General features: G+C 61.1%; 10 protein-coding genes. 7 read left to right on the top strand and 3 right to left on the bottom strand.

The window, feature by feature from the left end; all coding sequences use genetic code 11:
- Nucleotides 1–148: 148 nt before the first annotated feature.
- Nucleotides 149–364 carry a DUF2970 domain-containing protein gene (locus KDB76_RS10510; protein ID WP_024086649.1) on the bottom strand — a complete coding sequence of 72 codons (216 nt, stop codon included), beginning with the start codon at nt 362–364 and terminating at the stop codon, nt 149–151.
- Between the two features lie 160 nt (nt 365–524).
- The gene (gene metH / locus KDB76_RS10515) at nt 525–4,232 is read right to left on the bottom strand and encodes a methionine synthase (RefSeq protein ID WP_013971946.1); all 3,708 of its coding nucleotides are present in this window, start codon (nt 4,230–4,232) and stop codon (nt 525–527) included.
- A gap of 183 nt (nt 4,233–4,415) precedes the next feature.
- Here metH and KDB76_RS10520 point away from each other — a divergent pair, with 183 nt between their 5' ends.
- The 5 genes from KDB76_RS10520 to KDB76_RS10540 all read left to right on the top strand — a co-directional run bounded on the left by KDB76_RS10520 (nt 4,416) and on the right by KDB76_RS10540 (nt 9,942).
- Nucleotides 4,416–6,716 carry a fatty acid cis/trans isomerase gene (locus tag KDB76_RS10520; RefSeq protein ID WP_038410386.1) on the top strand — a complete coding sequence of 767 codons (2,301 nt, stop codon included), beginning with the start codon at nt 4,416–4,418 and terminating at the stop codon, nt 6,714–6,716.
- 235 nt (nt 6,717–6,951) lie between these two features.
- On the top strand, nt 6,952–7,986 hold the full coding sequence (locus KDB76_RS10525; RefSeq protein WP_023661227.1) for an acyltransferase: 1,035 nt from the start codon (nt 6,952–6,954) through the stop codon (nt 7,984–7,986).
- Between the two features lie 58 nt (nt 7,987–8,044).
- Nucleotides 8,045–8,629 carry a Fe-S biogenesis protein NfuA gene (gene nfuA, locus KDB76_RS10530; protein WP_003250416.1) on the top strand — a complete coding sequence of 195 codons (585 nt, stop codon included), beginning with the start codon at nt 8,045–8,047 and terminating at the stop codon, nt 8,627–8,629.
- A gap of 221 nt (nt 8,630–8,850) precedes the next feature.
- The gene (locus tag KDB76_RS10535; RefSeq protein WP_024086651.1) at nt 8,851–9,459 is read left to right on the top strand and encodes an SCO family protein; all 609 of its coding nucleotides are present in this window, start codon (nt 8,851–8,853) and stop codon (nt 9,457–9,459) included.
- The gene (locus KDB76_RS10540) at nt 9,460–9,942 is read left to right on the top strand and encodes a copper chaperone PCu(A)C (RefSeq protein ID WP_013971950.1); all 483 of its coding nucleotides are present in this window, start codon (nt 9,460–9,462) and stop codon (nt 9,940–9,942) included.
- A gap of 127 nt (nt 9,943–10,069) precedes the next feature.
- On the opposite strand, the gene KDB76_RS10545 is transcribed toward KDB76_RS10540, so the two are convergent.
- The gene (locus KDB76_RS10545) at nt 10,070–10,297 is read right to left on the bottom strand and encodes a hypothetical protein (protein ID WP_003250422.1); all 228 of its coding nucleotides are present in this window, start codon (nt 10,295–10,297) and stop codon (nt 10,070–10,072) included.
- Nucleotides 10,298–10,832: 535 nt separating this feature from the next.
- Between KDB76_RS10545 and speD the strand changes: the two genes are divergently transcribed.
- Both speD and KDB76_RS10555 read left to right on the top strand, forming a co-directional pair.
- Nucleotides 10,833–11,222 (top strand): adenosylmethionine decarboxylase, encoded by a 390-nt coding sequence (gene speD, locus KDB76_RS10550; RefSeq protein WP_013971951.1) that lies wholly within the window; start codon nt 10,833–10,835, stop codon nt 11,220–11,222.
- Nucleotides 11,206–12,612, top strand: a complete 1,407-nt coding sequence (locus KDB76_RS10555; RefSeq protein WP_013971952.1) for a radical SAM protein — start codon at nt 11,206–11,208, stop codon at nt 12,610–12,612. Before speD ends, KDB76_RS10555 begins: the two co-directional genes overlap by 17 nt.
- Nucleotides 12,613–12,625: the final 13 nt, after the last annotated feature.

The raw sequence follows: 12,625 nt of genomic DNA on the forward strand, positions 1-12,625 counted from the left end.
GACAGCAGCGTCGATGCCTGGGCGATCCTCTGCCTGATCGTTCTGGTGGTGGTCACTGCCGTGTATTGGGTCAGCCACCAGTAGACTTGTATTCAAGACCGTGATGCAGCCAGAGCGCCTGCGGGAGGGAGTCCCGCAGGCGTTTTTGCTAGCGCGCAAGGTGCAGGGCCAATTGCACCAGGCCGATCAGTATGGCAATGAACACCAGGGTGAACAGCGTCCCCAGCGCAATGAAATGGCTGGCCTTGCCGTGGGTGAAGTCGCGGGCGCGGTTCTTGCCGCTTTGCACGCCGAAGGCGGCAGCGAGGATGCTGTGCAGCATCTGCCAGAAGGTAGGGGGCTTGCCCTGGCTGGAATCGTCCATGGTGGCTCCTGAGGAAATCAGAGGCAATCAGGGACAGTGTAGGTGGCTATTGGGGCTGCTGTGCAGCCCATTGCGACACAAGGCCGCTCCTACAAAGGATTGCATTCTCCTGTAGGAGCGGCCTTGTGTCGCGATGGGCCGCAAAGCGGCCCCAAGGGTCTTAGCTGTCGTAACCCAGGTTAGGCGCCAACCAGCGCTCGCTGACGCTCACATCCTGGCCCTTGCGCGCGCTGTAGCGCTCGATCTGGTCCTTGTCGACCTTGCCCACCGCAAAGTACTGCGCCTGCGGGTGGGCAAAGTACCAGCCGCTGACCGCCGCCGCCGGGAACATCGCAAAGTGGTCGGTGAGGAACACGCCGCTCGGCCCGGTCTCACCGATGGCAGTGCCATCAAGCAGGCGGAACAGGGTTTCCTTCTCGGTGTGGTCCGGGCAGGCCGGGTAGCCGGGGGCCGGGCGAATACCGCGGTACTGCTCCTTGATCAGCGCCTCGTTGTCGAGGTGTTCGTCGCGGGCATAACCCCAGTGCTCTTTACGCACCTGCTCGTGCAGCCATTCGGCACAGGCCTCGGCCAGGCGGTCGGCCAGGGCCTTGACCATGATCGAACTGTAGTCGTCGCCCTTGTCCTGGTAGGCCTTGGCCACTTCCTCGGCACCGATGCCGGCGGTAGTGATGAAACCGCCCACGTAGTCGGTAACGCCACTGGCCTTCGGCGCGACGAAGTCGGCCAGCGACCAGTTGGGCTTGCCGTCCGGCTTGATGGTCTGCTGGCGCAGGTGGTGCAGGGTAGCCAGGGCCTGGCCGTCCTCGCCGTACACTTCGATATCGTCATCGGCTACCTGGTTGGCCGGCCAGAAGCCGAACACTGCGCGGGCGCTGATGAGTTTTTCGTCGATCAGTTTGTCGAGCATCTCGCGGGCATCTTTGTAAAGCGCCGTCGCCGCTTCGCCGACCACTTCGTCGGTGAGGATGCGCGGGAACTTGCCGGCCAGGTCCCAGGAGATGAAGAACGGGGTCCAGTCGATGTACTCGGCCAGCGTGCGCAGGTCGATGTCTTCCAGCACCTTGACGCCGGTGAAGGAGGGCACCGCTGGCTGGTAGCCAGCCCAGTCGTACTGCGGCTTGGCGGCGATAGCCTGGGCGTAGCTCAGGCGCTCGGTGCGGGCACTGCGGTTGGCGGTGCGCTCGCGTACTTCTTCGTATTCCTGGCGGGTCTTCTCGACGAAGCCGGCTTTCAGCTCCTTGGACAGCAACTGGGTGGCAACACCTACCGCGCGCGAGGCGTCGGTGACATAGACCACGGCGTCGTTGCTGTACTTGGGCTCGATCTTGACTGCGGTGTGCGCCTTGGAGGTGGTGGCGCCGCCGATCATCAGCGGCAACTGGAAGCCCTGGCGCTGCATTTCGCGGGCCACGTGGACCATCTCGTCCAGCGACGGCGTGATCAGGCCGGACAGGCCGATGATGTCGCACTTCTCGTCGCGGGCGGTTTGCAGGATCTTCTCGGCCGGCACCATCACGCCGAGGTCGACGATGTCGTAGCCGTTGCAGCCCAGCACCACGCCGACGATGTTCTTGCCGATGTCGTGCACGTCGCCTTTTACTGTGGCCATCAGGATCTTGCCCTTGGCTTCCGGCTTGTCGCCTTTCTCGGCTTCGATGAACGGAATCAGGTGCGCTACCGCCTGTTTCATCACGCGGGCCGACTTGACCACCTGGGGCAGGAACATCTTGCCCGCGCCGAACAGGTCGCCGACCACGTTCATGCCATTCATCAGCGGGCCTTCGATCACTTCGATCGGGCGGGCGCACTGCTGGCGGCATTCCTCGGTGTCTTCGACGATGAACGCGGTAATGCCCTTGACCAGCGCGTGCTCCAGGCGTTTTTCCACCGGCAGCGAGCGCCACTCTTCGTTTTCCACTTCCCTGGTTGCGCCGCCGCCCTTGTAGTCGTCGGCAATGGCCAGCAGTGCGTCGGTGCCATGCGGGGTGCGGTTGAGCACCACGTCCTCGACCTTTTCACGCAGTGCAGGCGGGATCTCGTCGTAGATCTCCAGCTGGCCGGCGTTGACGATACCCATGGTCAGGCCGTTCTGGATCGCGTGGTACAGGAACACCGAGTGGATGGCTTCCCGCACCGGGTTGTTGCCACGGAACGAGAACGACACGTTGGACACACCGCCCGAGCTCAGGGCGTGCGGCAGGTGGTCGCGGATGTAGGCGCAGGCCTCGATGAAATCGACGGCGTAGTTGTTGTGCTCTTCGATGCCGGTGGCGACGGCGAAAATGTTCGGGTCGAAGATGATGTCTTCCGGCGGGAAGCCCACTTCATTGACCAGGATGTCGTAACTGCGTTGGCAGATCTCTTTCTTGCGCGCGGCCGTGTCGGCCTGGCCGACCTCGTCAAAGGCCATCACCACCACGGCAGCGCCATAACGCTTGCACAGGCGGGCGTGGTGCTTGAACTGCTCGACGCCTTCCTTCATGGAAATGGAGTTGACGATGCCCTTGCCCTGAATGCACTTGAGGCCCGCTTCGATCACTTCCCACTTGGACGAGTCGATCATGATCGGCACGCGCGAGATGTCCGGCTCGCCGGCGATCAGGTTGAGGAAGCGGACCATGGCAGCCTGGGAATCGAGCATCCCTTCGTCCATGTTGATGTCGATCACCTGGGCGCCGGCCTCGACCTGTTGCAGGGCGACTTCCAGGGCTTCGGTGTAGTTCTCTTCACGGATCAGCCGGGCGAACTTGGCAGAGCCCGTGATGTTGGTGCGCTCGCCGACGTTGACGAACAGCGACTGGCGATCGATGGTGAACGGCTCCAGGCCCGACAGGCGGCAGGCCTTGGCGATTTCCGGAATCTCGCGCGGCTTGTACTTGGCGACGGCCTCGGCAATGGCCTGGATGTGGCCCGGCGTGGTGCCGCAGCAGCCGCCGATGATGTTGAGGAAGCCGCTGGCGGCGAATTCCTCGACCACCACGGCCATTTCGGCCGGGGTTTCGTCGTATTCACCAAAGGCGTTTGGCAGGCCGGCGTTGGGGTGGGCCGAGACATGGGTGTCGGCCTTGGTCGCCAGCTCTTCCAGGTACGGGCGCAGGTCCTTGGCGCCGAGGGCGCAGTTCAGGCCCACGGAAATCGGCTTGGCGTGGCGTACCGAGTTCCAGAACGCTTCGGTAGTCTGGCCCGACAGGGTACGGCCCGAGGCGTCGGTGATGGTGCCGGAGATCATGATCGGCAGTTCGATGCCGTCTTCCTCGAACACCTGCTGCACGGCGAAGATCGCCGCCTTGGCGTTGAGGGTGTCGAAGATGGTCTCGATCAGCAGCAGGTCGGCGCCGCCCTCGATCAGGCCGCGGGTGGCCTCGATGTAGTTCGTTACCAGCTCATCGAAAGTGACGTTGCGGTAGCCTGGGTCGTTGACGTCCGGGGAAATCGAGCAGGTGCGGCTGGTAGGGCCGAGCACGCCAGCGACGAAGCGCGGCTTGTGCGGGGTTTCCAGGGTCTTGGCATCGGCCACCTGGCGGGCGATGCGCGCGCCCTCGACGTTCAGCTCGTAGACCAGCGATTCCATGCCGTAGTCGGCCTGGGAAATCTGCGTGGCGTTGAAGGTGTTGGTTTCGAGGATATCGGCGCCGGCATCCAGGTAGGCCTTTTCGATGGCGGCGATCACATCCGGGCGGCTGAGCAGCAACAGGTCGTTGTTACCTTTGACATCGCTTGGCCAATCGGCGAAACGCGTGCCACGATAGTCGTGTTCCTCGAGCCGGTAGCTTTGGATCATAGTACCCATGCCGCCGTCGAGGATCAGGATGCGCTCCTTGAGTGCGTTCTGGAGTGCTTGGAGACGAGCGCTGCGGTCGGACATAGGAACTACCTGGTCGGGCGAATTTCAGAAGGTGCAGAATCATAACAAAGCTGCGCGGTTTTTAGGCGCATCGCCCATTTGCATGAAAATGGCTCATGTTGGGTGGGCGTCGGCAAAGCAGGGCACCCAAGGACGACCAGGCAACAAATCGTGATGGCTTTCAATACCCAGGACTTTCCGCACATGGTGCATCGTATTCTTGCCGGCGTTTTCGCCCTGCTCATCTGCAGTGTGGCGTTCGGGCAAGCCCCCCAGTCGAGCCCGGCTATTTCCTACACCCGGGACATTCAACCGATCTTCACCGAGAAATGCGTGGCCTGCCACGCCTGCAACGACGCAGCCTGCCAGCTGAAGCTGGAAAGCCCCGAAGGCGCGGTGCGCGGCGCCACCAAGGTGCCGGTGTATCAGGGCGAGCGCAGCAAGGCAGTGCCCACCACGCGGCTGTTCTACGACGCCCACAGCGAGGGCGAGTGGCGCAAGAAGGGCTTTTACTCGGTGCTCGACAACCAGGGCAGCCAGGCCGCGCTGATGGCGCGCATGCTCGAGCTGGGGCACAAGACCCCGCTCACGCCCAATGCCAAGCTGCCCGAGGAAATCGTCCTGGGCCTGAATCGCAACAACATGTGCCCGTTGCCGCAAGAGTTCGATGCCTATGCCGGCGCCCACCCCAAGGAAGGCATGCCACTGGCGGTAACCGGCCTGACCGACAAGGAATACGACACCATGCGCCGCTGGCTGGCCGCCGGTGCGCCGGTCGAGTACCAGCCGATCAAGCCAAGCGCGGCCGAAGCCAAGCAGATTGCCGACTGGGAAGAGCTGCTCAACCGCCCGGGTTCCACCGAGGCGCTGGTCGGCCGCTGGCTGTACGAGCATCTGTTCCTGGCGCACATCTACTTCGTCGGTGGCGAGCAGGGCCACTTCTTCCAATGGGTACGTTCGCGTACACCGAGCGGTCAGCCGGTCGACCTGATCGCCACGCGCCGCCCCAATGACCCGCCGGGCACCGATTTCTACTACCGGTTGATCCCGGTGCAGGGCGTGATCGTGCACAAGACGCACATCACCTACCCGATGGGGCCGCAGAAGCTCAAGCGGGTCAAGCAACTGTTCTATGCCGGCGACTGGCATGCCGCCGCACTGCCAGGCTATGGCCCGCGCCACCGGGCCAACCCGTTCGAAACCTTCGAAGCGATCCCGGCAGTGGCGCGCTACCAGTTCATGCTGGATAACGTCGAATACTTCGTGCGCACCTTCATCCGCGGCCCGGTATGCCGTGGGCAGATTGCCACCGACGTGATCCGCGACAACTTCTGGGCGTTGTTCCAGGAGCCGGCCCACGACCGCTACATCACCGATGCCAAGTACCGTGGGGAGGCCACGCCGCTGCTGGCCATGCCTGGGCAGATCGATGACGTGGGCAGCGTGCTGAGCCTGTGGCACGCCTACCGTGACAAGCGCAACGAGTACGAAAAACTGCGCCGCGAAGCCTATGCCGACATGCCGGCCCCGGGCTGGGCGACGCTATGGGCCGGTAACGACAACGCGTTGCTGAGCATTTTCCGCCACTTCGACAGCGCCTCGGTGACCAAGGGTCTGATCGGTGATGTGCCGCTGACCGTGTGGCTGTTCGACTACCCATTGTTCGAGCGCACCTATTACCAGCTGGCGGTCAACTTCGATGTGTTCGGCAACGTCTCGCACCAGTTGCAGACGCGCCTGTACTTCGACCTTATCCGCAACGGCGCCGAGGTCAACTTCCTGCGCCTGATGCCGGCCGACCAGCGCAAGGCGATCCTCGGCGACTGGTACCAGAACAGCGGCAAGGTAAAGATGTGGATGGATTATGAAGAAATCGACACCGACACCCCGAGCGGCATCCAGCTCGACCCGCGCAACCCCAAGCGCGACTTCGGCCTGAAGCTTCTGCAGCGTACCGGCAGCCTGAATGCCGCGCCCGACCCCATCAACCGCTGCCAGGGCGCGTTCTGTTCACGGCCGCAGGTCAGCGAAGAGTTCCGCAATGCCGAGCAGTCGCTCAGCCGCCTGGTGTCGCGCCCGGCTGCCGGGTTGAAGGTGATCAACCAGCTGCCCGAGGCAACCATGCTGCGCATCGAAGGGCAGGGCGGCCAGCGCCAGGTGTACAGCCTGCTGCGCAACCGCGCGCACAGCAACGTGGCGTTCCTGCTGGGCGAGGCGTACCGCTACCAGCCGGGGCTGGATACCTTGACCCTGTACCCGGGCGTGCTCAGCAGCTACCCCAACTTCATCTTCAACATCCCGACCAAGGATGTGCCCGAGTTCGTCGAGGACATGGAGTATGCGAAAGATGACCCGGCCAGGTTCGAGCGCATCGTCATGCGCTGGGGTGTGCGTCGCAGCCACCCAGAGTTCTGGCGCTACTTCCATGACCTGAACAGCTTCATCAAGGAGACCGAACCGGTCGAGGCGGGCGTGCTGGACATGAACCGCTACGAAAACCTCTGATCGGTTGGGCTGACCTTTCCGATTACCCTGCGGTCGGACTTGCTGGGTGGTCCTGATCGATTGCAAGGGGGCTGCTTTGCAGCCCTTCGCGGGTAAACCCGCTCCCACAGGTATGGCACCGCTCTCGAGGTCAGCGCTAACCCTGTGGGAGCGGGTTCACCCGCGAACGAGCGCGTAGCGCTCGCCCCTGCATTCGAGCCTGGGCCTCAATGCACCGGCAATTGCAGGGTTCTCCATGCTGTATTCGCTTCAGGCACTGCGGGCGTTCGCCGCCTGGGTGGTGGTCTGCCACCATTTCATGCAGATCTTCTTCGACTTCCAAGCCTCCGGCCCCATCGGCCAACTGCTCACCGACCGCGGCGCCGCAGGCGTCGACATCTTCTTCGTCATAAGCGGGCTGGTCATCTACCTGTCGACCCGCGACAAGGCCATCGAGCCCCGCCAGTTCCTGCTCAACCGGGCGCTGCGTATCGTTCCGGCCTACTGGTTCTACACGGCGCTGATGGCAACCCTGCTGTTGGCCTTCAGCCAATGGATGCCGCACCAGGCATTCACCTGGCACCACCTGCTGCTGTCGCTGCTGTTCATCCCGGCGGAAAACCCCGGTGGCTATGGCTTGTACCCGACCCTGAACGTGGGCTGGACGCTGAACTTCGAGATGTTCTTCTACCTGCTGTTCGGCCTGGCCTTTCTGGTGCGCCAGCGTCATCACCAGCTGCTGGTCACCGCCGCGCTGCTGCTGGCCAGCGAGATACTGGGCGGGCTGGGCGTGCTCAGCCGCTTCTACAGCAACGACATCATCTACGAATTCCTGCTAGGCATCGGCCTGGGCGTGCTGCACCGTCGCGGGCTGATTCACCAGGGCCGCTGGATGCCGTTGGCGTTGCTGGCGGTGGCAGGCCTTGCCATCTACCACCTGGACGCTTCCCGGCGCTTGCTGCACTGGGGCGTGCCGAGCGCAATGATCGTGCTGGCCTTCGTCGCCCTGGAGCCGGTGTTCCGCGGCAACCGGCTGCTCAAGGCGCTGGGCGACTGTTCGTATTCGGTGTACCTGGTCCATGTGCTGGTGCTGTACGCCGGCTGGTTCGCCAGCCAGCGCCTGCAGTTGAACCCGTACCTGGTGTTCGCCCTGTGCGTGCCGTCCATTGGACTAATGTCGTGGTTCAGCTACCAGTGGCTGGAGCGCGGCCTGTACCGGCGCATGCAGGCCTGGCTGGCGGCGCCACGGGGGCGGGCCCCTGAATATGCGCTTTCCCGAGTCAAATACTAGGACTTTGTTCGAAGGCCGGGTTGGCGTACACTTGGCCGCAAGTCTGTGAGGAACCTACATGAGCGCTATAACCATTACCGACGCCGCCCATGACTACCTGGCCGATCTGCTCTCCAAGCAGAACACGCCTGGCATCGGCATTCGCATTTTCATCACCCAGCCGGGCACCCAGTACGCCGAAACCTGCATCGCCTACTGCAAGCCGGGAGAAGAGAAGCCTGACGACACCGCCGTGGGTCTGAAGAGCTTCACCGCTTACCTGGACGCGGTCAGCGTGCCGTTCCTGGAAGACGCACTGGTCGACTATGCCACCGACCGCATGGGTGGCCAGCTGACCATCAAGGCGCCGAATGCCAAGGTGCCGATGGTCAACGAAGACAGCCCGATCAACGAGCGCATCAACTATTACCTGCAGACCGAGATCAACCCCGGCCTGGCCAGCCACGGCGGCCAGGTGAGCCTGGTGGATGTGGTCGACGACGGTATTGCCGTGCTGCAGTTCGGTGGTGGTTGCCAAGGCTGTGGCCAGGCCGACGTGACCCTGAAGGAAGGCATCGAGCGCACCCTGCTCGAGCGTATTCCCGAACTCAAGGGCGTGCGTGACGTGACTGACCACAGTCAGAAAGAGAACGCCTACTACTGAGGATGACGCGCTCCTACAGGGATCGCGTTGAACACACTCCCTTAGCAACAAAGTGTTACTGTTTCAACCCCTGCGACAACAGGCCGCAGCCCGTATTCAAAGGGCTGCAGCCGATCCTTGCCTTCGTCGGGTAGAACCCCTCGGGGTGTCGTGCCAGAATGCCCCGGTTTTTCGACCGGCCCGTCCCGAGGGCCGGCACCTTCCCTGTAAAGGATGGTTTCATGAATGATCTATATACCCGGCGCGCAGTTGTCGCCGGGATGGGCGTTCTCGGGCTTGGCCTGCTCGCAGGCTGCAGCCCGGCCCGGGGGCTCGAGTTCAAGTACGGCAAGAACATGAGCAACGAAATCCTTGGGCGCAAGTTCAGCCTCAAGGACACCCAAGGCAATGTGCGCACCCTGTCGAGTTTCTACGGCAGCATGCCGATGATCTTCTTCGGCTTCACCCAGTGCCCGGCCGTGTGCCCGACCACCCTGGCGCGCGCGGCGCAAATCCGCAAGCTGCTGCGCGGCCGCGATCGCGACCTGTTCCAGGTGGTGTTGATTACCTTGGACCCGGAACGTGACACCCCCGAAGTGCTCGATGCCTACGTGAAGGCGTTCGACCCGTCGTTCACCGCGCTGACCGGCACCCCCGAGGAAATCGCCGCGGTGGCCAAGGAATTCAAGGTGTTCTACGAGAAAGTCCCGGCCGGTGATACCTATACCGTCTCTCACTCGTCCACCAGCTACGTCTACGATACGCGTGGCACCCTGCGCCTGAGCCTGGGCCATTCCCTGACCGCCCAGGAATGCGCCGAAGACCTGGTCACTCTGATGGAGATCTGCTGAATGTCGATGCAACCGATCAAGCACGGCCTGGCTGCCCTGGTCCTGATGGGCCTGGCGCTGCCGGCCCTGGCCCAGACCACCGTAAGTGACGCCTGGGTGCGTGCGACCGTGCCGCACCAGCAGTCCACCGGTGCCTTCATGACCCTGACCGCCAGCAGCGACAGCAAGCTGGTGGGTGTGGCTTCTCCTGTGGCCAAGACTGTGCAGGTGCACGAGATGACCATGAACGGTGATGTGATGGGCATGCGTGAGGTCAAGGCGGTCGAGTTGCCGGCCGGCAAGGCGGTGACCCTCGACCCGAACAGCCTGCATGTGATGCTGATGGGCCTGAACAACCAGGTGAAGGAAGGCGAGAAAGTGCCGCTGACCCTGACCATCGAAGATGCCAAGGGGGCCAAGGAAACCCTGGACGTGCAGGCCGAAGTGCGTGCGCTAAACGCCGAGGCGGGCGGTGGGCATGATCACATGCACATGAAGCACTGATCAGGCTGAACCCTTTGGGGGCGCTTTGCGCCCCATCGCGACACAAGGCCGCTCCCACAGGAGAACGCGTATCCCCTGTGGGAGCGGCCTTGTGTCGCGATGGGCTGCCAGGCAGCCCCCGGTTCAATCAGCTGCGAAACCTGGGCAGCGGTCTGTCCAGGGTCAGCGAGGTCAGGGTCTTGCGGACCTGGGCCTCATCAGCCTCCAGAGCCTTGAGGCTTGCGCGGATCTTGCCGGCGGCGGGCACGTCGCCCTGCCGGTCGATCCAGTCGGCTATCTCCTTGCAGGCACTGCTCAGGCAGGCCTGGCGCTGGTTCATCAGCGACAGGAGGGTGGTGAGCTCTCTTTCGGACATGGCAGGATCCTCCATTCAGCCTTGTCAGTGTAGCAGAGGGTTAGCGCCGCACTGCTGCCTTTGCAGCAGGCGCAGATGCAGCGGCAAATGGCGGCTTCTGAGGCGCTGCAACAACTCGTTACTTATAAGCAATGTGTTTAAAGCCGGTGTCGTTGCGATCTGTGCGGTATGCCAGTCGTAATTTTGAAGCGATGTACTGAAGTGCTCTGTTTCGCAGGGTTGCCCATTCGGCAATGTCCCGCCTCCATGAAGTGTATTTGTAGGAATGTTCCTGGGTCTTGGTTCGAGCCACTCACAGGCTGTGGCGCTGTTACAACTTGGATGTTGAGTGTGATACTGGATTAGCCTTAGGTTTTAGTTGCCCAAGCGATGCAAGGGTAATTCCAAAAACCTGAAAGGAGTTCACACATGAAATCTGCAATCGAGCTGTTCAAGACCGATGTGACCGGTGTCACCACCAAAGGTGTGTGCATGTGGTGAGCAAGGGGGCGGCTTTGTGCCACCCCTTTATTTTCCTTGAGCAGGAGCACGCTTTATGGATGATCGTGGCTACCACACCATTTGGGATATCACGGGTGCTAGTGCAAAGTTGCTGAGCAATGATAGAAAATTGCATCGCTTTTTTCTGACCGCGTTGCAGGCGTCAGGGTTTAACATCATAAGCGATATGATTCACAAATTTTCCTCAGGGGGCGAGGGTGTCACCGGGATTTTTCTGTTATCGGAGTCTCACCTCTCTTACCATACTTATCCTGAACGCGAATACATCAGTATCGATGTATACACGTGTGGAAAAAATAATGATTTGATCAATGATCGGATTTTGGGGTTTTTTGGTGCGGACGTACAGGTCAACAAAAGAACCTTGCTGCGCGGCAGTGCAGTAGCTGACCGGCTGGGAGGGGAACATGCAGTTGCTCGATAGAGGGGTGTTGAAGTTTGATTATCAGTTTCCGCTGTACAATTTTTTCTTTCCGACGCAAGCATGCAATGTCTACCAGCCGGCCCCGTATCAATTCGCTGAGATGATGTCCGCAGCCAATCAGGCTTCGCGTTCACGCGCCTTGTACTTTCACATCCCTTTTTGTGAGGCCATTTGTTCGTTCTGCCCGTTTACCCGGGGTCTGTACAAGAGTGCCAGTGACATAGACCGCTATACACAGGCACTGATTAGCGAAATCGAGTACAAGGCGCAAGCAATGGACTTTAGGGCGGTCCCGGTCAGGGCCATATTTTTTGGCGGTGGGACACCGTCACTGCTGTCGCCGCGAAACATCCACGATATTGGCGAGGTGCTGCATCGTCATTTTGATATGTGCGATGTGCAGGAGTTTTCATTCGAGTTCAGTGTTACAAGTGTCACCGAGGAGCGCGCTCGTGCACTGGCTGCCATTGGTGTGACCCATGCGCGATTTGGCTTGCAAACGACGGATCGCGAATGGCGACAGCTGTTCAACCTTGACCCGGACATAGGCAAAATCGAACGCACGGCCGAGCTGTTGAATAGCCAATTTGAGCATGTGCTTTGTGACATCCTTTATGGCATGAACGGCAGTAACGAGCAGCAGACGCTTGCCGACATTGACAAGGCAGTGGCGATAGGAGTCAGCAATATCGACATCTATCCCATCAACAACGCTGCAACATCCGTCAAATTGCACAGGCAGATCAAATCCCGCTTTGCAGACGTAATGCCAGCCATGCGCAAGCTCAATATGAAGTTCATGCTCGATGAGCACCTGCGCCAATATGGCTATATTCCCTACAACGGTCACGGCTATGTGCGCAGGCCCAGGGCTGGCAGTGCGCTGTTTGCCGAAGATTACTCCTTCATCTATCACGAGCATGTCTACGGCTATGCCGATCATGACCTGCTGGGCTTCGGTGTGGGGGCTATCTCGTCGGTGGCGGAGCATGTCATTACCAATATTTCATCTCGCGAAAAATACACCCGAGGCATGGCGCAAGGGGAGCACTTGTGCCAAGTGAGCAGGCATGACCCGATGCTGGATGTGGTTAAGCCGCTGGTAGTTCGCCTGGCGTATCACGGTTCAGTCGACAAACGCCTGGTTGAACTGGGCCGCATGCCCGAAGCGCTGATGCGGCGGCTTGATGAATTGATACAGGCAGGCCTGGTGCTTGAGGACTCACGGTTCTATCGGCTGACGCGGCTCGGTTGGCTCTGGTACAGCAACATCATGTTCTACCTGATGCCAGCAAGTGAGCAGGACATTCTCAGGAAGCTGGTTTTCGAGCGGCTTGATGTGCCTGGGCGAGACATCACCGAGCACGAGTTGATCTATACCGCTGGCTGAGGAAAACATAAGG

This window comes from Pseudomonas sp. JS425, from assembly GCF_018223845.1.
GTDB classification, from domain to species: Bacteria; Pseudomonadota; Gammaproteobacteria; order Pseudomonadales; family Pseudomonadaceae; genus Aquipseudomonas; species Aquipseudomonas asiatica.

What these genes read in the sequence shown, in the direction of transcription:
- KDB76_RS10510 (WP_024086649.1), bottom strand. Translation starts at nt 364, where the DNA reads ATGGACGATTCCAGCCAGGGCAAGCCCCCTACCTTCTGGCAGATGCTG.
- speD (WP_013971951.1), top strand. Translation starts at nt 10,833, where the DNA reads ATGGATGATCGTGGCTACCACACCATTTGGGATATCACGGGTGCTAGT.
- KDB76_RS10555 (WP_013971952.1), top strand. Translation starts at nt 11,206, where the DNA reads ATGCAGTTGCTCGATAGAGGGGTGTTGAAGTTTGATTATCAGTTTCCG.
- KDB76_RS10545 (WP_003250422.1), bottom strand. Translation starts at nt 10,297, where the DNA reads ATGTCCGAAAGAGAGCTCACCACCCTCCTGTCGCTGATGAACCAGCGC.
- nfuA (WP_003250416.1), top strand. Translation starts at nt 8,045, where the DNA reads ATGAGCGCTATAACCATTACCGACGCCGCCCATGACTACCTGGCCGAT.
- metH (WP_013971946.1), bottom strand. Translation starts at nt 4,232, where the DNA reads ATGTCCGACCGCAGCGCTCGTCTCCAAGCACTCCAGAACGCACTCAAG.
- KDB76_RS10535 (WP_024086651.1), top strand. Translation starts at nt 8,851, where the DNA reads ATGAATGATCTATATACCCGGCGCGCAGTTGTCGCCGGGATGGGCGTT.
- KDB76_RS10540 (WP_013971950.1), top strand. Translation starts at nt 9,460, where the DNA reads ATGTCGATGCAACCGATCAAGCACGGCCTGGCTGCCCTGGTCCTGATG.
- KDB76_RS10520 (WP_038410386.1), top strand. Translation starts at nt 4,416, where the DNA reads ATGGTGCATCGTATTCTTGCCGGCGTTTTCGCCCTGCTCATCTGCAGT.
- KDB76_RS10525 (WP_023661227.1), top strand. Translation starts at nt 6,952, where the DNA reads ATGCTGTATTCGCTTCAGGCACTGCGGGCGTTCGCCGCCTGGGTGGTG.